The sequence below is a fragment of the Streptomyces sp. NPDC001219 genome, from assembly GCF_053597915.1.
This window is the reverse complement of the sequence record NZ_JBSFJF010000017.1, coordinates 88,494-107,341: the sequence shown is the minus strand read 5'-3', so window position 1 is coordinate 107,341 and position 18,848 is coordinate 88,494. Positions and strand designations below refer to the sequence as shown.

Below are 18,848 nucleotides of genomic sequence, written 5' to 3'. Positions count from 1 at the left end.
GCTCGGGCCCGGTGAGGTCCTTCTCACCGGCTGGGCAGCGGCGGGCGCCGCCGACGGGCGGGCGCCGCCGACGAGCCGGGTGAGGCTGCCGGGGCCTTCTTCGCGGGCAAGGTTGTCGACCTTGCGGGCGTCGGGGACGACGCGCTCGCCGCGCACGCGGGGAACAAAAGAGCTGCCGATTGCACGCGAGGCGCATGAACAAGCCGACAGACGCTGCCGGGAAAGGGCGGAACAGGCGGATGGCCACGGCCGCGCGTCAAATGGGTTCGGGTGAGCTCGACGGCTGGGTTCTACGCGCTGGCGGTCGTGGCGACAGGGCGAGTTCCCCGATCAGCGGGCTGTCTGGCGCGTACGGTCGGCCTGGCTGTCGCGCCCCGTCCGTCGTGGTGAGGGCGGGTGCGGGCGGCGAACCTTGACCGTTTGCCACGACTGTCCCTCAGCCACCGCCGTCGCCTCCGCAGCCGCCACCTCCACCGAAGCCACCACCACAACTGCCACCGTCACCACCGGCTCCGTCGTGACGGTAACTGGAACCACCGGAATTGCCGGAAGAGTGTTTCTGACTCCCCCCAGAAAACCACCAGTACACGAGCCAAGGCGCCCACAGCCACCAAAAGCTCAGAAACACGTCCACGAGAAAGAGCACGAAATTGACAAGCTGGTTGTCAGTACGCTCGAACATGGCCACACGCCCCCACCCCGCAGCCAAAGATCTGGACCGTCAATTGTGACACAAGCGTGCAACGAAGATGCCGGTGTCAATTCACTTTCAGCCACTGAGCGAGCATGCCACGTTTCTCGCCCATCGCGGCGCCTACTTCGTGATCGTTAAAGCGAACCAGAAGAATCTCCGCAGGCGGTCACAGCACGCGCACATGATCCGCTCGCATTGGCAGATCGAAGCCCTGCACCGCCAGCGACATCACCTTCGCCGAGGACACCACACAGCTTCGGGCCAGTACGCCGCGCAGCGCCGGACGGAGAAGCGGGCCGGGCGGCGGGCTGTGGCGAGCCGTGCCGTGCGTGCGCGTGGGCGCCGTTTCGGCCTATTTCCGCTCAGCAGGGCTGCTCCTTCCCTACTACGTCTGGGCGTGCTCCTGCTAGCCGAACTCGCGGGGATCGCCGGAACTCCAGCTCGATGACGACCGCCGCCGCTCCCCGCGCCCACGGGGATGCTTCTGATGAAGCGTGCTACGACGAGACCATCTCTTCCCAGCACAATCGCAGCTGTGCCTGCAGACCCGAAACGGATGCTGCGTCACAACACATGACGACTACGAGTCTGCTGAGGTCCATGCTCTCGGGCCGCTGTGTGAAGGCCCATCGCTGCCCTGCCAGTAGGAGGGTTTTGAAGAGCAGCCGCCGCCCGGCGCCATCCTCCGACAGCGCCTCATCCGCGGCCTCGACGATCAGTACGTAGTGGTCCGCGCGCAGCCACTTCAGGTCACGCAGACAGTCGGAGAGGGCATCCCAATTCCACCCGAAGTAATCCGGCAGCTTCAGCCCGTCGTAGAACTGCTGGAGGACGCAGTCCATGTCGCGCATCTCCCGGCCGTCGAGCCGCGCTACGTATGTCCTGCCGGTTATGGGAAGCAGCAAGTCAACAGGCAGGGCGCCTTGCTCCGGAACGACGTGCACCCAGCGCTCGATGTGCACCGCCCCTCCGTCAAGTGTCCAGGTCGTCCAGCGCCGTCAGAGCCGACGGCGGCAGCGAGCTGCAAAGTCTAGATCCAAACGAAACGTCCCAGGCTGGCATCCCACCCGTGCGGGGATGGTCCTCACCAGCCCTGCTCCCCTTGCCCACCTGGTTGCTTGCTCAGTGAAGGGGCAGTCCGCTCTCAAAACCGGATGCGTTCTACGAGGGGTTTGGTATTGGATCAGCGGCATTGCCGTAACGGAGGGGGCGGAAGTGTCGATCGATCACGGCAGCGGGGAGACAAGGCTTCTGCCACCCAGTGGGACCCATCGGGTAGGGACGGAAGCATGTCATCTCATTGACGAAGCCCGCCCCGATCCCTGGGACGCGGGCCGTCATCGGGAGCTGATGGTGCAACTTTGGTATCCGGCCGCACCGATTGCGCATCAGGGCTCCGCACAAGCGCGTTATCTGTCGCCGCCCGTTGCAGCGCTGGTTCTCGACGGCTGGGCCGAGGAGGGCGAGGAGCTCGATCCGGCACTGAGCCTGGTCCTGGCGGGGGTGCGGACGCATGCCTACGACGGTGCACCGGCCGCGAGCGGCTCCGCCATGCCTCTGGTCCTGTTCTCCCCGGGCCTTGGGGAGTACCGGGCGGGGTTAACCTGTCTGGCCGAGGAACTGGCTTCCCGCGGGTTCATGGTGGCCGGCGTGGACCATCCGTCAGACGCAGCAGGGGTGGAGATGCCTGATGGGCGAGTGATCGCCCATCAGGAGCCGGAATGCGGCAGAGAGGACGGGGGCCACGAACGCGGTGACGAATCAAGCGACCTGGTGGACCGCTACCTGGCCACGCGGATCGACGATATGCGCTTCGTCCTGGACCAGCTGCTCGCCCCCGGACACCGGTGGCACGGCCTGATCGACCCGGCCCGGATCGGGATCGCCGGACATTCCCTGGGCGGAGCGGCTGCAGCGGAGGCCGCGCGCCTCGATCCCCGTCTGGCTGCAGCAGCCGTCATCGACGGCTCGCTGTACGGCGACGTGCTCACCACCGGCCTCGACGTGCCCGTGCTCCTGTGCGGCCTGACGCCACCCGATCCGGACGACCCACACGTCCTGGCCGGCTGGGAGCAATTGTGGCCACTGCTACGCGGGCCACGGTGTTGGACGACCGTGCGCGGCGCAGGGCACATGTCGGCCACCGACTTCGACATCCTGGCCGAGCCGCTGGGCCTGCGCGAACCGGGGCACCCGGATGATCTGGAGACGTTCGGCACTCTGCCGCCTGGCCGCGGTGTGGCGGTAGTCCGGGCGATCCTTACCGCGTTCTTCGAAGAGCAACTGACCGATCGTGGCCCGCGGCTGCAGGAACAGCTCGAAGGTCTTCCTGAGGCCTTGCTTCGCTACCAGGCCGGCCTCGACGCATCTCGCTACTGACAGGGCAGCGCGCGACCCGCGCTCGGCGAATGTGGGGAAACGATGTCCCGGCAGCAGTACTGCGTGCCCAGGCGCAACCACCGTCTCCGGCAGCACAGAGCGCGCCCACCATGGCATGATCGCCTCGCCGACGACCGTGACCCGCAGGAATGCCGCTTCCTCATGCGGTTCTGGTGGCAGCTGACCATGTCGTACCAAGAGGTGTCGATGGACGAGCTCAGCACGAACATCGGTAAGCCGAAGCTGGAACCGATCGAGGCGCTGATCAGCGCCATCAGGTCGTCCCCTGCCGCGATCGATGCCTGGATTGCCACCACACAGCATGTCTTCCCGGTGATCCAAGATCACGGCTTCAGGACCGCTCAGGGCAACGGCAGTGCCCTCTCTACGCAGATGTAGAAGTCGTCGACCGCCGCGCGGGAGAAGTCCAGTACGTTTCGCGCTGCGGAGCTTGGCGAGGAGGACCTCGTGCAGCCGGGCCAGACGTTTGCCTCGGTCCATTCAGTCAGACTGGCGCTTCCGCCCAGGTGCCGCCCCGACGTTCAACCCCGGGCAACGACCACCCCGCCCCGAAGCATCAGCGGAGGAACCCTTCGTAGTTGCGCTGCTGAAGCTGGCTCTCGATCTGCTTCACGGTCTCCAGGCCCACACTCACGATGATGAGGATGCTTGTCCCGCCGAACGGGAAGTCCTGGTTCGCATCGAAGAGCACCAACTCCATTGTCGGTACGAGCGCGATCAGCCCCAGGTAGAGCGAGCCCGGCCAGGTGATCCGGTTGAGCACGTAGCTGAGGTACTCGGCCGTCGGACGGCCGGCCCGGATGCCCGGTATGAAGCCACCGTGCTTCTTCATGTTGTCGGCGGCTTCTTCGGGGTTGAAGCTGATGGCCACGTAGAAGAAGGCGAAGAACACGGTCAGCAGGAAGTACGCGGCGATGTATACGGGACGGTCTCCCTTGCTGAAGTTGGTGGCGATCCAGGTCGCCCATGCCGCCTTCGACCCGCTGAACTGTGCGATGAGCGCCGGGATCGAGAGCAGCGAGGACGCGAAGATAACGGGAATCACCCCTGCCTGGTTCACCTTGAGCGGGATGTAAGTCGACGTACCGCCATAGGACCGGCGCCCGATCATGCGCTTCGCGTACTGCACCGGAATGCGCCGCTGGGCCTGCTCGACGAAGACCACCAGGGCGACCATCGCCAGGCCCACCAGGATCACCGCGAAGAACTCGATCCAGCCGCCGGCGAGCTCGCCCTGGAGCTTGACCTGCCACAGCGCGTCCGGAAAGCGGGCGGCGATCGAGATGAACATCAGGATCGACATGCCGTTCCCGATACCGCGGCTGGTGACCAGCTCACCGAGCCACATGGTCAGGCAGGTGCCGGCGGTCATCGTGATCACCATCGTGATGGCGGTGAAGACCGATTCGCTGGGCACGATATGGCGCGTGCAGCCCGGGAAGAGCGTACCGGCGCGGGCGGCGGCCACCAGACCGGTGCCCTCCAGGGCGGCGAGCGCCACGGTCAGATAGCGGGTGTACTGGGTGATCTTCGCCTGCCCGGACTGGCCCTCCTTCTTGAGGGCCTCCAGCCGCGGGATCACCACGGTCAGCAGCTGGAGGATGATGCTCGCCGTGATGTACGGCATGATCCCCAGCGCGAAGATCGTGATCTGCAGCAGCGCACCACCACTGAACATGTTCACCAGGCCGAACAACCCGTTGTCGGCGTGGTTCCGCTCCATGCAGAACTCGACGTTCGCGTACTTCACCCCCGGGACCGGGATGTGCACTCCGATCCGGTAGAGCACGATGACGCCCAGTGTGAACAGCAGCTTCTTGCGCAGGTCGGGCGTCTTGAACGCGCGGGCGAACGCGGTGAGCACGGTGCCTCCTGCGCCTCCCGCCACTTTTAGGGCCAGGAGGCGACGGTCTTGAGGATCGACGAATACATAGCGGATGTACGGTGCGGAGCTCGCCCGCTCGGCGGGAGCCGAAGCAGGGGCGTGTGGCCGACTCGGTTGACCGGGGCGCGGTACGCGCGCACACGAAGTCGCCGTCTCCCTCTCACCGAGGGAGCACGGAAACTGGGCTTCTTCACACGCCCATCGGGACCGCTTGAACGCGGCCAGGGCGCTACTTGGCGGTCGAGGTCTGTGCCGGCGTCGGAAACGGCCCGGTAGTTGAGGTGCAGGTCGGCATCGGAACTGGCTTGAGGGGGGACGTACGGCTGGGCATCGAAGGCACGGCGGTCGAGAGGTGATACGGCATCGGCACCGGCCGGGTGGTTGACGTGCAGGTCGGCATCGGCGCCGTGGCAGTGGCCCCGGGGCGGGGCCTCGACGACGTCGGGCCCGACTCCGCGGGGGTGCCGGAGCGGTGCTGAGGGCCGGTGGGGCCGCCGTCCTGAGCAAAGGAGCTTGGCAGGACCATCAGTCCGACCCCGAGTCCGGCGACGGTCAGCACGGAACCGGTGGCCGTCCAGGCCGCTCGCGCCCTCCGGCGTGCGCGAACGCCGGCGTGCAGTCGGTCTCGGTGCCGGTCCTCATAGAGCGTTTCCTCGTGGCTGTCGCGCATCATCCGCGCCAGCTCCTGTTCGAAGTGATCCATAGCTCCCTCTTCACTCCACCGGCTCTGCCTCAGCCAGAAGCTGACGCAGCCGTGCAACGCCGCGGGTCGTCAGTGAACGGGCGGTACCCACCGGACAGCCCAGTGCCTCCGCGACGTCCCGCTCGGGCAGGTCCTGGTAGTAGCGCAGCACCACCGCAGCCCGCTGCCGCGTCGGCAGCAACGCCAACACGGCCTCCAACCGGGTCTGCTCGTCCACGGCCGCGGTCTCATCTGCCACCTCGGGCGGGTCGGGCAGCTGGTCCACAGGGTGCTCGCCCCACCAGCGACGCCGTGCCGAGCGCGCCGCAGCACGGGCCAGGACCCTGCGCACATACGCCTCGGGCGCCTGATCGGCGACCTTCGGCCAGGCAAACCACAGTTTGACGAGCGCTTCCTGCAGCAGATCCTCGGCCCGGTGCCGGTCTCCGCCGGTGAACAGCCGCGCCAGGTGAAGCAACGCCGACCACCGAGCCGCCACGAACCGGTCGAACTCATCGGCCCGCATCCGCCCCATCAGTGTCGCCCCCTCACCTCAACACGCCCCTACACCTTCAATAAAGACACTGGCCCCTACCCCGCTATGCACCCCCGGCAAGTGACTTGGATCACTAGGAGGGTCTCGCCGCCTGCCAGTGGAGAGCCCCGCGACGATCACCGGTCGTCGTACTTTCTAGGGTGCGGGCATGACCTCGCGAAGCTACCTCTCCGAACTGTTCTCGCTGGACGGCCGGATCGCCGTGGTGACGGGCGGCAGTTCCGGCATCGGCCGGGCCATTGCCGGGGCTCTCGGGCGAGCCGGGGCGAGCGTGGTGATCGTGGCGCGCAAGGAGTCGGAACTGGCCGTCACAGTCGACGAGTTGACGGCGGACGGCTGTCGGGCGGCCTGGGTGAGCGCCGACCTGGGCACCCGCGACGGGGTGCGCACGGCGGCGGAGCGGGCAGCCGAGGTGTTCGGCGAGCCCGACATTCTCGTCAACAGCGCCGGAATCAACCTCCGGCCGCCGATGGGAGAGATGAGCGAAGAGGTGTGGGACGCCACGATGACGGTGAACCTGGAGGCGCCCTACTTGTTGGGCCAGCGGTTCGGGCCCGGGATGGCCGAGCGGGGTTTCGGGCGGATCATCCACGTCACCTCCCAGCAGGCGCACCGGGCGTTTGTCCAGAGCGGCGCCTACGGCGTCTCCAAGGGGGCGCTGGAGTCGCTCGCCCGCTCTCAGGCCGAGGCGTGGTCACCACACGGCGTCACCTGCAACACGCTGGTGCCCGGCTTCGTCATGACCCCGCTCAATGCGCGGTTGTCCTCCGATCCAGAGAAGGTGGCGGCGCTGGCCGCGCGCACGATGGTCGGACGCAACGGCCTGGCCGAGGACTTCGCCGGAGCAGCGGTGTTCCTGGCCAGCCGCGCCTCCAGCTACGTCACCGGGCAGGCACTCTTCGTCGATGGCGGGCTCTCCGTCCACTGACCCCAACACCCCATAGCGGCCCCGAATCCTGTCTCTGTCCTCAGGTGCAAAGCGGCTATCTGTGATGCTCAGGCCGTGGGGTCGGTCGGTGACGTCGTCCTCGGCGAGGACGCGGTAGACGGTGACGGCCGTAGGGGTGTTCACCCTTGTTCCTGCCCGAGGTGATGACGAGCTGGCTCGCGATCTGCCGTACGGGGACCCCACTGGCCCGCAAGGCAAGCTGCGGGCGTAAGCGGCCATGTCGTCGTCGACCACTTTGGGCCGCCCACCCCTGCCGGCCGCGTTCGCGGGCGGATGCCTGGCCTTCGAGGGAATTCGCCCGGATGTCCACGCTCGGACTCGACCAAACCAGCTCCCCGCACGTGTGGGGGCGCCCCCTCGGCCTTCGTCACGGCGTCCTGCTCCCCGCACGGGACGCACCGGCGGTGAGGAACCTTCAGCGAGCCAGAACGCCACCGACTGACATTGGTTCACGAAGCCCGACTGGATGAAGCCGCAGTGTCACGTGGCCCTGTTCACGAGTCGTGGTTCTGAACTCAGTTTCTGTCGTGCGGCAAAGCTGAGTGAGCGGTTCAGGTAGTGGGTGACCAATCCCGGTGGCGCGAGTGAACCGGTGTCAGTTCTCCATCTCGGCTGCCGATAGAGCAGGCCCAACTCCTCCAGCACCTGGTCGAAGAGTGCCGGAGCCCTCCGGCTCTTCGCTCCGGAGCAGACCGGCCAGCATGGCGAGGGAGGGACTCTCAACCCCGGCGATCAGTGCGTCCAGCCCAGCCTGGATGAGCTGGTCAGACCCGACGTGCTTATCAAATGCCCTCGCGTGCGCGATGTGGCTGAGCTGCTTGAGAGCCTCGTCGCGGGTCATCACGGCCTTCTCCATCGGCACCTGGGAGAAGGAGGCTGGCATATCCGCAGACAGTGCTGCCATCGAGTTCTTCCTGCAGGGTTCGGCGATCAGGACATGAGAACCCGGCAGTACCACTGTGGCGGTAACGGATGTATTGCGCAGCATGCGCTCGGCCCGTGGCTTCGTGACGGGCGGGGCCGTATGACGGCTCGTCGCCGCAGCGGTGGACTGGCTCGGCCGCAACGTCGTTGACTGCCTGAACACTGGCTACAAGATATTGGGGTCCGCGAATCTCCGTAAAGTCAACCCCGCCCCGAAGCGTGCCGCAGAACGACCCCGACCCGTAATTCCAACCGTGATCGAGGTCGTCAGCGCGTGGAGGTCAGCGACCCGAATCCGGAGCCTCGCGCGGGTCGGACGAAGCCTGGCCTCCGGGTCGAGCGACCCAGCCGACGGTGGCGGCCACGGTACGCAGGACGGTAGCGCCGGCGAACACTGCCGAGGAGACCGGCCATCCCAACCATCGCGTCAGATCACCTCGCAGGTCGGGATCGACCTCGACGGTCACCCGGATGTATCTGCTCTGCAACCTGGTGACCTTGGTGGGCCGTGGTGCCGAGACATCCGGCCCGCGCCGCAATGCCGCGCGGTAGTTCTCCTTGCGCTGATTCATGCCTCGTCCTGACGCTTGATCAGTTCCTCCGCGAAATCCATGTACGCCGAACCCTTGGCCTGGACCGGGTTCCCGAAAGACTGGGCGTACAGGTCGAGCCGCGCGATATGGGTGTCCAGCACCTCGAAGCCCCGCTCGGTGAGTGCCTCGCGAGCGTCCGCGTCGGGCCCGGTGCGCGTGGCATCGGGTCGGTTGGTGCGATTGAGCAGCACCGCCGAGCGGGCCGGCTCGGCACGCAGGGACTGCACGTCCGCCATCTCGCCGAGGATGGGTGCCATCCGGTCCAGTTCGATGGGGGCGGGGGTGACGGGCACGATCCACTCGTCGGCGTACCTCATGATGCTGCGGGCGATGCGGGGATGGTCTTCCAGCTGGGGCGCGTCGAGTACGACGGCCTGCCGGTCGCCGAGGAAGTCGTTCACGCGGCGGTGGACGTCCCCCACCGGCAGGGCGATCACCGGAAACGGAAAGCCATTGGCCAGCTCGCTCCAGCGCAGCGCGGAAGCGGCCGGGTCCCCGTCGACCAGCAGCGGAGACCTACCCGACTCGTGAAGCGCGTGGGCCAGCCACACAGCACTCGTCGTCTTTCCGACGCCGGGCTTGAGATTCACAAATGCGCAACTCAAAGGCACAAGAAGGGACAATAACGGGCGTGATCGTCCACATTCGGTCGGCGCGACGGCGTGGCCTCGTGGTTCACCCGCAAGCAGTGAGAAGCGTCGGACACCCGGTTGTGGTCGCGGTCAACCCTGTGCGCCACCGGCCGCACTTTTCTCGCCCCTCGCTGGATGGCATTCGACCCCGCCCCGCCCATCCGTACCGACTACTCCGCTCAGCCCCGCCTCAAGATTGATGCCGGTGCGGCAGCAACGGCCTCGCAAGCGGCGGTCGCCCTGCACTGACAGCCGATAGGGCGACTTCCACGAGGTGTTCTTCACCTTGACCTGCTGCGCAATCACCCACCGCGCGTCCGAACCCCGCGTCAGCTCGCCTTGGTCAAACGAAAGGCCGGGATAGAGCCGAACGCCTCCTGGCGGGACTCCGGCACACCGAGGGGCAGTCACAAGCCGGCAGGATCGAAGAGCACCTTCCCCAGGGCGACCCGGCGGGGGCCGGTCCACCGACCCGGGAGTGGGGTCATTCCTCCAGTGCCGCCGCCATGCGTTCAAGGTCGGCGAGGAGTACTGCCAGGCGCTGCGCCGGGATCGCTTCGACCATGCGCTGTTCGATGGCGTAGACGGCGGCTTGGACTGCGGTCAGGCGCGCGTTGCCCTCCTCGGTGAGGTGGGCGGGCCGGGCGCGGCCGTGGTCGGCGGTGGCGGGGCGGGCGATCAGTCCCGCTTCCTGGAGGCCCCGCAGGACGACGTTTCCGGATTGCCGGGTGACGAAGGTCGCGCGGGCGAGGTCGGCGTTGGACATTCCGGGATGCAGGGCCAGGAGTTCGAGGGTGGCGTACTGCGGCACGGTCAGGCCGTGCTCGCGCAGGACCTTGTCCATGGCCCCACGGAGGGCGGCCTGGGTGCGTTTGAGCAGGTATCCCACGTGGTGAGTGACGTCTTTCGTGGGGTGGGGCGGTTCGGCCGACGCGTTCTCCAGCATGTCAGCATTTTGACATACGCGACGCGGTCGCCCTAGCCTCAGTAATGTCAAAGTCCTGACATTGACTTCGAGGAGACCCATGACTGTCACCATCGACGGCCCCGACTTCGTCGCCCTGCAAGTGCGTGACCTGAACGCGGCAGCGGACTTCTGCGAACAGCACCTCGGCCTGCGCCGGGCCTCGTTCTCGCCGCCCCACGCGGTCGTCTTCGACACCAAGCCGACCCCCTTCGCCGTCCGTGAGCTCCTGCCGGGCGTCGACCTCGCCGACATCGCACGGCCCGGACTCGGCGCGGTGCTCTGGTTCCAGACCTCCGACGCCCATCAGCTCCACGACCAGCTCGCCGCTGCCGGGATCAAGATCCTCACTCCGATCGCGGACAGCCCCTTCGGGCCGATGTTCTCCTTCGAGGGCCCCGAGGGCTACACCCTCACCGCGCACGGAGGCTGACCGTGCGCGCCGTCACCCTCACCCCGGCCGGGCCCTTCTCGCTCGCCTCCGGCATCCGGTTCCTGGAGGGCTTCGGCCCCGCGAACTACCGCCACGCGACGGACGGAATCCTGCGCCTGGCCTTCCCCACCGACGACTGCGTCTCGGTCGTCGCGGCCGCCGTCCGGCAGGAGGTGAGGGCAGACGGCGGCACGGGAACGGTCCGGGCCGAATTCACCGTGCATCCCGGCACCCCGCACCCGGCGAAGGCAGTGACCGCAGAGGCCGCCGCCGAGCAGACCGTAGGGGCCCAACTCGCCCGCATCCTCTCGCTCGACGTCGACGCCACCGGATTCCCCTCCGGGGAGCAGGCCACCCCGACGTCTTTCCCCGCCACGAGCCACGCGTCCACAAGGCCGTCGCCACCGCATACGGACTCGGTGCCCCGACCACCGACGACGACGTCGCCCACTTGGCCAAGATCGCCGATCGGTGGAAGCCCTACCGCAGCTGGGTCGCCTTGTGGTGAGGCGGCATCCGGCCACGGAGCCGCTGCGAAAACCCGTTGGCGGAGCACGGCGACCGCTGCTACCTTCCGGAAGGCCGTGCGAGAGAACGAGGAGGTGGTACCCGTGAACGCAGTATCGACATGGGTGCTCCCCTCCGGGGTCACGGTCGGGCGATAGGTCGTCCGGGAGCGCCGTTCAAGCGCACTCCCGAAAGGCACGACCATGCACGTCACTTCTGAACAGCACCTCGACGACGGCGTCCTCGAACGCGAATTCACCCTCGGCGAGATCCCTGGCGTCCTGTGGACGCCCGCTTCTGCATCCGCATCCGCACCGGCGCCGCTGATCCTGCTCGGCCCCCCTCCCCTCGGACTGCGCACGATGTACCCCCGGCTGGCGGAGCGGGCCCGGCACGCGGCGGCGGATGGCTTCGCCGCGGCCACCATCGAACTCCCCGGGAGCGGTGACCGGCCCCGCTGGGCCGCCGCCGAGCAGGCCCGCGCCGACCTGCGCCGGGCCATGGAGGCCGGCGAGCCGGTCGACGACGAGATCGTCGACGCCCTCGTCCTCCCGCTCGTCGAGAAGTCGGTCCCGGAATGGCAGGCCGCCCTGGACGCCCTCCTGTCACTGCCCGAGATCGGCGGCCCGGTCGGGTACTCGGGAGGAGTGATCTCCATCGGCATCCGGCTCGCGGTGGTCGAGCCGCGCCTCTCGGCCGCCGTTCTGTTCGCCGGGAGTCTCGTGCCCGCCGCCATGTTCGAGGAAGCCCGCCGGGTCACCATCCCGCTGCACGTCCTGCTGCAGTGGGACGACGAAGGGAACGACCGGCAGGCGGCCCTGGACCTGTTCGACGCCTTCGGCTCCCAGGAGAAGACCCTGCACGCCAACATGGGCGGGCACAGCGGCGTCCCGCAGTTCGCGGGGGACGCCGCGGCCCGGTTCTTCGCCCGGCATCTGCGCTAGCCGCGGGCCGGCGCCGTCAGGCCAGTAGCCGTAATCGTCTACCGGGCCGCAGGCATTACGCCGTGTTACCCAAGCGTCACCGTACATAGCCGGCTCCGACGCGCCTGGACCGCCCGCCACCGGGAAGACGACCCACCCACGACCCGCTATCCGGGCGAGCCCCTAATATCACTTGGCGTTCTCCGACGGACGCTGACGCCCGCGGGGTCGTGCCCGCCCGCCCGACGCCGACACGACACGACGACTCCACCGGATGGCGATGGAGTCGAGCATCGAGGAGAGGAACGTTCATGCGCGCCCGGAGCATCGCCACGGCCACCGCAACAGCACTGGCACTGGTGGCCGCTCGTGACCTTGTCCAGAAGAAGCACGCACTGCTCCGGAACTTCCCTGTGCTCGGGCACGCCCGGTACCTGTTGGAGACGATCGGGCCGGAGCTGCGCCAGTACATAGTGACTTCCAACGACGAGGAGCGCCCGTTCAGTCGTGACCAGCGCACCTGGATCTACGCGTCGGCGAAGGGGGAGAACAACTACTTCGGGTTCGGAACCGACAACGACGTCGAGCACATGCAGGGGCACGCGTACCTGAAGCAGCGCACGTTCGCCGGCGCGTTGCCCGACCTGCACGACCCGCAGGCCCCACTGCCGTCAGCCAAGGTGCTGGGCGGACCGCGCGGGCGCGCCAAGGCGTTCCGGCCGGCGAGCGTCGTGAACATCTCGGCGATGAGCTTCGGGTCGCTCTCGGGCGCGGCAGTCACGGCACTCAACCAGGGGGCGGCGCTGGCGGGCACCCTGCACAACACGGGCGAGGGCGGTCTCTCGCCGTACCACCGCCACGGTGGCGACCTCGTCCTGCAGATCGGTACCTCCTACTTCGGCTGCCGCAACGAGGACGGCAGCTTCAACATCGACAAGCTCAAGGACGTGGTCGCCGGCGCCCCGGTCAAGGCGATAGAGATCAAGCTCTCCCAGGGTGCCAAGCCCGGGCTGGGCGGAATGCTGCCGGGTGCGAAGGTGACCCGGGAGATCGCCGAGATCCGCGACATCCCGTTCGGCGAGGACTGCGCCTCACCGTCGCGGCACACCGCGTTCGGCGACGTCGACTCGATGCTCGACTTCGTCGAACTGCTCGCCGCCGAGACCGGTCTGCCGGTCGGGATCAAGAGCGCGGTGGGTGAGATGGAGTTCTGGCAGGAGCTGGCCACGCTGATGGCGCGTGGTGACCGTGGTGTCGACTTCGTGACTATCGACGGCGGCGAGGGCGGCACCGGGGCCGCACCGCTCACCTTCTCCGACTCGGTGTCGCTGCCGTTCCGGATGGGCTTCTCCCGGGTCTACGGCGTCTTCGCCGAGCGGGGGCTGACCGACGACCTGACCTTCATCGCCTCCGGCAAGCTCGGCCTGCCCGAGAACGCCGCGGTCGCCTTCGCGCTGGGTGCCGACATGATCAACGTGGCCCGTGAGGCGATGCTGTCGATCGGCTGCATCCAGGCGCAGAAGTGCCACACCGACAAGTGCCCCACCGGCATCGCCACCCAGAGCCCGTGGCTGGCCCGCGGCCTCGACCCGGCCTCGAAGGCCACCCGGGCCGCTGTCTACCTGCGCACCCTCCGCAAGGAGCTGCTGAAGATCTCGGCGGCCGTCGGTGTCGCCCACCCGGCGCTCATCACGGCCACGGACATCGAGATCATGAACGGCGACTACGAGGCCCGTACCCTGGCGGGTGTCTACGGTTACAAGGACGGCTGGGGCGAGCTCGGCCCGTACCTCGCCGAGGAGATCACCGCACTGCTCACCACCGAGCAGTCCTCCGACCGGAAGCCGACCGCCTGACGTGCCCATCACGGCCGGCACCGCGCTCGCCGCTCCCCTGCCCGGAGCGCGCGCGTGGTGCCGGCCGGTGGCACCCTGGTCTTTCCTGCTCCACAGTCTTTCCTGCTTCACAGTCTTTCCTGCTCCACGAACAGCCCCTGCCTAGGTGATCACAACATGAGCGAAAAAGTGAGATTCCCGAGCGTCGTCGGCCCCGAGCTGGCCGGCGCGATCGACCTGCCGGACGGCGAGATCCGCGGCTGGGGGATCTTCGTGCACGGATTCACCCTCGGCAAGGGCTCGCCGGCCGCCTCGCGTGTCAGCAAGCAGCTGGCCCGCGAGGGGATCGGCATGCTGCGCTTCGACAACCTCGGGATCGGGGACTCCGACGGCGACTGGGGCGATGGTTCCTTCACCGTCAAGGTGCAGGACACGATCCGTGCCGCAGCGATGATGGCGGAGCGAGGGACTCCGGCAGACCTGCTGGTGGGGCACTCATGGGGAGGCGCCGCCGTCCTCGCCGCGGCGGCCGAGGCCACCGGCGTCCGCGCGGTCGCCACGATCGGGGCGCCGGTCGATCCCAGCCACGTGGAGCGGCAGTACGACGCGGTCGTGGATCGCGTGCTTCATGAAGGGTCGCACGAGTGGTTCGTCGGCGGGCGGACCCTGGTCCTCAAGCGTGCCTTCGTCGAGGACGTCCGCCGTGCTCACCTGCGCGACCGCATCGGCGAGTTGGACCTGCCGCTGCTCGTCCTGCATTCGCCCACCGACAACACCGTCGACATCGCCAACGCCGGGGAGATCTTCAGCGAGGCACGGCACCCGCGAAGCTTCGTCTCGCTCGAAGGGGCAGACCATCTCCTGACGGCACGAGGACAAGCGCAGCGAGCCGCCCACATCATCAGCGCCTGGGCCGACCAGTACATCGACGGGTGACGGCCCGGAGGCGAGACGTCTCAGGTGAGGAAGGGCTCGCCCGGACAGGGGTGGGCAGTCGGGCTTCGGGACGGGCCGGGGGGCGACCAGGGGTGACCGAAGCGCTGGTCACCCCTGGTCGCGCTCCCTTTCCCCGTCGCTCTCGCCTCCGCGCCGACGGGCCGTACGCGGGCCGAGGCGCTGACCGACGTGCACGAGAAGGTCTCGGGACTGAGATGTCTGCGGTGACGACCAGCGCAGGCGGAGCGATCTGCACCACGGCGCCGGGGCGCACTGTCACTTTGTGTTAGCCTCAGACGTTTGGGCGGCTGTGCTGGCTGTGACGGCTGGCGATTCTGCCCGTCCGATTCCCTTGTTCGTTGGCTGCTCATTTCCTGCCGGGCCTTCCTCGGTACGTTCCGCATACGGAAGGCTCTGTATGAACCAGCCGGACCACCTCGGCACCTCGCACGGCGACCTCGCCCAGCCGGTGCCCCCCACCCCCACGGCTCCCCCGGTCGTCTCCTTCGCTGACCTGGGACTGCCTGCCGAGGTGCTGCGAACGCTCACCGAGCGCGGCGTGCACGAGCCCTTCCCGATCCAGGCAGCCACGTTGCCCAACGCCCTCGCGGGACGCGACGTCCTGGGGCGCGGGCGCACCGGATCGGGCAAAACCCTCGCCTTCGGCCTGCCGCTGCTCGTGCGGACGGCGGGGCGGCGCGCGGAGCCCAAGCAGCCCCTCGCCCTGATCCTGGTGCCCACCCGTGAGCTGGCCCAACAGGTCACCGAAGCGCTCGCGCCGTACGCCGACGCGCTCCGGCTGCGGATGGCCGCGATCGTCGGCGGCATGTCGATCGGCCGGCAGGCCGCTGCGCTGCGCGACGGGGCCGAGGTCGTCGTCGCCACCCCTGGCCGCCTGCATGACCTGATCGAGCGCAAGGCCTGTGGCCTGGGACGGGTGCGGATCACCGTCCTCGACGAGGCTGACCAGATGTGCGACATGGGCTTCCTGCCGCAGGTCACCGAGGCGCTCGACCAGGTGCACCGTGACGGTCAGCGGATGCTGTTCTCCGCCACCCTGGACCCGGACGTCGATCACCTGGTCCGGCGCTACCTCCATGACCCCGTCGTCCACTCGGTCGACCCGTCCGCGGGCGCGGTCACGACCATGGACCACCATGTGCTGGTCGTTCATGGCCCCGACCGGTATGCCGTCGCCACGGAGATCGCCGCCCGCGACGGCCGCGTACTGCTGTTCCTGGATACCAAGCACGCGGTCGACCAGCTCACCCGGCACCTGCGGGCCAGCGGGGTGGATGCCACGGCCCTGCACAGCGGTAAGTCCCAGCCGCAGCGCACCCGGACCCTCGCGCAGTTCAAGAGCGGCCAGGTCACCGTCCTGGTGGCGACCAATGTCGCGGCCCGTGGCCTGCACGTCGACGACCTCGATCTCGTGGTCAACGTCGACCCGCCCACCGACCCCAAGGACTATGTGCACCGCGCGGGCCGCACCGCCCGGGCCGGCGAGTCCGGCCGCGTCGTCACTCTGGTCCTGTCGGGCCAGCGCAGGGAGATGGGCCGCCTGATGGCAGAGGCCGGCATCGAGCCGACGACCACCAAGGTGCGCTCGGGTGAGGCGGAGCTGAGCCGGATCACCGGGGCCAAGGCCCCCTCCGGCACCGCGCTCGACGGTAAGCCCGCCGCCCATAGGGCCAAGAACACCAACACCCCCTTCCGCGGCCTGGGCACCAGCAAGGACACCTCCCGTACCACCGGCGGCAAATCCCGCAAGGCCACCGAGGCCCGTAAGCTCGCCGAGGCCCGCAAGGCAGCCCGGGTGCGCCGCGGCGGCTGAGGGCCCGCCCTGCCGCTCGCACTGGGCTCAAGGCCGCCTGGCAGGACGACCACAACAGGGGCCGACCGACGCCGGGAGGGCTACGCGGGAGCGGATTCGGCTGGAGGCCGCGGAACGCTCCGGGCGTGGGGAGAAGAACCGGGAGATCTCCGCCGCGTTCACCGATTGGCGGCCAGCACTGCCGCGAGGCCTTCCTGCAGGTCCTTGACGAAGTACTCGGGAATCTCCAGCGACGGGAAATGTCCCCCGCTTTGAGGCGCCCCCCATCGGACGATCTGTCGGTACCGCTCCTGCGCCCAGGGGCGCGGACACTTCTCGACGTCGCGGGGATACACGGTGATTGCCGACGGGACGTCGACCCGGAGTTCGGGGTCCAGTGAGTTGTGGCTTTCGTAGTAGATGCGGGCCGACGATGCGCCGGTCCGCGTCAGCCAGTACAGGGTGACGTTGTCGAGAACCCGGTCTCGGGAAATCGTCTCGAACGGGCTGTCTTCGGTATCCGTCCACTCGGCGAACTTGTCAAGAATCCAGGCAAGAAGCCCGACCGGTGAGTCGACGAGCGAGTAGCCGATGGTCTGCGGCCGGGTCGCCTGCTGCTTCGCGTACGCCGCGCGGTGACGCCAGAAGTCGCGGGTTTCCTCGGTCCACTGGCGCTCGACCGCCGTCAGCCCGTCCGTTGTCAACCCGGGCGGGCCCTCCGCGAACGTGGTGTGGATGCCGAGCACGTGCGCAGGGAACCTGCCGGCGAGAACCGTGGTGATATTGCCTCCCCAGTCGCCGCCGTGGGCTGCGAACCTGCTGTAGCCGAGCCTTCCCATCAGTTCCACCCATGCGGCCGCGGTCTTCTCGGTTCCCCACCCGGTGGTGGCCGGCTTGTCGCTGTAACCGAAGCCCGGCAGAGACGGGACCACGACGTGGAACGCCGGCGCGTCCGCATCCTTCGGATCTGCCAGCTCGTCCACCACATCGACGAACCGAGCGATGCTGTCCGGCCAGCCGTGCGTCAGGATCAGCGGAATGGCATCTGCGCGCGCCGAGCGACGGTGCAGGAAGTGGATTCCCAGATCATCAATGGTCGTGCGGAACTGGCCGATCTGGTTGAGGCGCTCTTCGAACGACCGCCAGTTGTACCCGGTGCGCCAGTAGTTCACGACATCGACGAGGTCGGTGAGCGGAACGCCCTGTGCCCATCGGCGAGGGCCGGGCGCGGCGCGGTGGACCGTCTCGGCCTCCGGCAGCCGCGCCGCGGCCAGTCGCGCGCGCAGATCGTCGAGGTCGGCGTCAGTTGCGTGGGCTTCAAACGCTTGCACGTCGCTGGTGGGACGGGGCATGAGGCCTCCTGGCCATCGCGGAACCGGCTAAGGCGGTTCTAGCAGTTCTCCGAGCCACGCCGCAACCGGCTAAGGTGGTTCCATGCGTGCTGGATTCCCTGACTTCCGCCTCGGCAACGTGCTGGCGACCAGCTTCACGGGGACTCTCTCGGAGCGTCATGGCGACGCCGTGGAGCGCATTCCCACGCCGCACCGACTCGTCGACTGGCTGGCAGTGAACGGCCTCGCCGTGGACTCCTGCACCACCGCCCAGCTCGACCTCGCCCGGGAACTGAGGGAGTCGATCCACGCCGCCGCGACTGCGGCCGCGCTCCAGGACGCCCTCCCCGCATCTGCTGTCCGAGTCATCAATGACTGCAGCGCTCAGGGGCGGGCCGCAGCGATCCTGACGCCCGAGGGAAAGCGGCAATGGCGGCTCAGCTCGGCTTCCTGCGTGGAAGACGCCCTCAGCGTGATCGCCGCCGACGCGATCAGCGTCATCGCTGGCGAACGAGACGGAAAACTCGCGCTGTGCGCATCACCGAGCTGCCAAGCCGCCTTCTTCGACACCAGTCAAAGCCGCACCCGCAAATGGTGCGACATGAACACCTGCGGGAATCGGCAGAAGAAGGCGCGCCTCCATGCCAACCAGCGCAAAAACCCCAGATCAGCGGAGTGATCGTGACCTCGGCACGTCCGAGTACGGGGTGCGACGAGGACAAGGAACCCTGCATATCGCGCCCGGGCGCGTCGCGGTGACCGGGTCTGTGCACGAGGCCCAGAAGTCGTGG

General features: G+C 68.1%; 18 protein-coding genes. 9 read left to right on the top strand and 9 right to left on the bottom strand.

What is annotated here, in order from left to right; genetic code table 11:
* Positions 1 to 436: 436 nt before the first annotated feature.
* Both ACWC9R_RS14030 and ACWC9R_RS14025 read right to left on the bottom strand, forming a co-directional pair.
* On the bottom strand, positions 437 to 688 hold the full coding sequence (locus tag ACWC9R_RS14030; RefSeq protein ID WP_450731451.1) for a hypothetical protein: 252 nt from the start codon (positions 686 to 688) through the stop codon (positions 437 to 439).
* Between the two features lie 503 nt (positions 689 to 1,191).
* Positions 1,192 to 1,656, bottom strand: coding sequence for a barstar family protein (locus ACWC9R_RS14025; RefSeq protein WP_450731449.1), 465 nt, complete (start codon positions 1,654 to 1,656; stop codon positions 1,192 to 1,194).
* Between the two features lie 253 nt (positions 1,657 to 1,909).
* Here ACWC9R_RS14025 and ACWC9R_RS14020 point away from each other — a divergent pair, with 253 nt between their 5' ends.
* Together ACWC9R_RS14020 and ACWC9R_RS14015 are read left to right on the top strand one after the other, a co-directional pair.
* Complete coding sequence (locus ACWC9R_RS14020) at positions 1,910 to 3,073, top strand: alpha/beta hydrolase family protein (RefSeq protein WP_450731448.1); 1,164 nt, start codon at positions 1,910 to 1,912, stop codon at positions 3,071 to 3,073.
* 42 nt (positions 3,074 to 3,115) lie between these two features.
* Complete coding sequence (locus ACWC9R_RS14015; RefSeq protein ID WP_450731446.1) at positions 3,116 to 3,472, top strand: hypothetical protein; 357 nt, start codon at positions 3,116 to 3,118, stop codon at positions 3,470 to 3,472.
* A gap of 178 nt (positions 3,473 to 3,650) precedes the next feature.
* On the opposite strand, the gene secY is transcribed toward ACWC9R_RS14015, so the two are convergent.
* Both secY and ACWC9R_RS14005 read right to left on the bottom strand, forming a co-directional pair.
* Positions 3,651 to 4,958, bottom strand: a complete 1,308-nt coding sequence (secY, locus tag ACWC9R_RS14010) for a preprotein translocase subunit SecY (protein WP_450731444.1) — start codon at positions 4,956 to 4,958, stop codon at positions 3,651 to 3,653.
* A gap of 734 nt (positions 4,959 to 5,692) precedes the next feature.
* On the bottom strand, positions 5,693 to 6,196 hold the full coding sequence (locus ACWC9R_RS14005) for a SigE family RNA polymerase sigma factor (RefSeq protein WP_450731442.1): 504 nt from the start codon (positions 6,194 to 6,196) through the stop codon (positions 5,693 to 5,695).
* A 169-nt stretch (positions 6,197 to 6,365) separates the two neighbouring features.
* Between ACWC9R_RS14005 and ACWC9R_RS14000 the strand changes: the two genes are divergently transcribed.
* Positions 6,366 to 7,145 (top strand): SDR family NAD(P)-dependent oxidoreductase, encoded by a 780-nt coding sequence (locus ACWC9R_RS14000; RefSeq protein ID WP_450731441.1) that lies wholly within the window; start codon positions 6,366 to 6,368, stop codon positions 7,143 to 7,145.
* Positions 7,146 to 7,761: 616 nt separating this feature from the next.
* Here the strand turns inward: ACWC9R_RS14000 and ACWC9R_RS13995 are convergent.
* From ACWC9R_RS13995 to ACWC9R_RS13980, 4 genes are all read right to left on the bottom strand, one after another.
* Positions 7,762 to 8,253, bottom strand: a complete 492-nt coding sequence (locus ACWC9R_RS13995) for a hypothetical protein (RefSeq protein ID WP_450731439.1) — start codon at positions 8,251 to 8,253, stop codon at positions 7,762 to 7,764.
* A gap of 118 nt (positions 8,254 to 8,371) precedes the next feature.
* On the bottom strand, positions 8,372 to 8,662 hold the full coding sequence (locus ACWC9R_RS13990; protein WP_450731438.1) for a hypothetical protein: 291 nt from the start codon (positions 8,660 to 8,662) through the stop codon (positions 8,372 to 8,374).
* On the bottom strand, positions 8,659 to 9,273 hold the full coding sequence (locus tag ACWC9R_RS13985; protein ID WP_450731436.1) for a nucleotide-binding protein: 615 nt from the start codon (positions 9,271 to 9,273) through the stop codon (positions 8,659 to 8,661). The genes ACWC9R_RS13990 and ACWC9R_RS13985 overlap by 4 nt, the downstream gene beginning before the upstream one ends.
* Before the next feature lie 526 nt (positions 9,274 to 9,799).
* Positions 9,800 to 10,261 (bottom strand): MarR family winged helix-turn-helix transcriptional regulator, encoded by a 462-nt coding sequence (locus ACWC9R_RS13980; protein ID WP_450731435.1) that lies wholly within the window; start codon positions 10,259 to 10,261, stop codon positions 9,800 to 9,802.
* 79 nt (positions 10,262 to 10,340) lie between these two features.
* On the opposite strand from ACWC9R_RS13980, the gene ACWC9R_RS13975 reads away from it, so the two are divergent.
* The 5 genes from ACWC9R_RS13975 (at position 10,341) to ACWC9R_RS13955 (ending at position 16,747) form a co-directional block, all read left to right on the top strand.
* The gene (locus tag ACWC9R_RS13975) at positions 10,341 to 10,712 is read left to right on the top strand and encodes a VOC family protein (RefSeq protein ID WP_450731433.1); all 372 of its coding nucleotides are present in this window, start codon (positions 10,341 to 10,343) and stop codon (positions 10,710 to 10,712) included.
* 710 nt (positions 10,713 to 11,422) lie between these two features.
* Complete coding sequence (locus ACWC9R_RS13970; RefSeq protein ID WP_450731431.1) at positions 11,423 to 12,163, top strand: alpha/beta hydrolase; 741 nt, start codon at positions 11,423 to 11,425, stop codon at positions 12,161 to 12,163.
* 290 nt (positions 12,164 to 12,453) lie between these two features.
* On the top strand, positions 12,454 to 13,998 hold the full coding sequence (locus ACWC9R_RS13965) for an FMN-binding glutamate synthase family protein (protein WP_450731430.1): 1,545 nt from the start codon (positions 12,454 to 12,456) through the stop codon (positions 13,996 to 13,998).
* A gap of 156 nt (positions 13,999 to 14,154) precedes the next feature.
* Positions 14,155 to 14,913: an alpha/beta hydrolase family protein gene (locus ACWC9R_RS13960; protein WP_450731428.1), complete on the top strand. Its 759-nt coding sequence runs from the start codon at positions 14,155 to 14,157 to the stop codon at positions 14,911 to 14,913.
* Positions 14,914 to 15,331: 418 nt separating this feature from the next.
* Entirely contained in the window at positions 15,332 to 16,747 is a 1,416-nt protein-coding gene (locus ACWC9R_RS13955) for a DEAD/DEAH box helicase (protein ID WP_450731427.1), read from the top strand.
* Between the two features lie 158 nt (positions 16,748 to 16,905).
* Here the strand turns inward: ACWC9R_RS13955 and ACWC9R_RS13950 are convergent, their stop codons facing one another.
* Positions 16,906 to 18,078, bottom strand: coding sequence for an epoxide hydrolase (locus tag ACWC9R_RS13950; protein WP_450731425.1), 1,173 nt, complete (start codon positions 18,076 to 18,078; stop codon positions 16,906 to 16,908).
* Between the two features lie 82 nt (positions 18,079 to 18,160).
* Between ACWC9R_RS13950 and ACWC9R_RS13945 the strand changes: the two genes are divergently transcribed.
* Positions 18,161 to 18,736: a CGNR zinc finger domain-containing protein gene (locus ACWC9R_RS13945; protein WP_450731423.1), complete on the top strand. Its 576-nt coding sequence runs from the start codon at positions 18,161 to 18,163 to the stop codon at positions 18,734 to 18,736.
* The last annotated feature ends 112 nt before the right edge of the window (positions 18,737 to 18,848 follow it).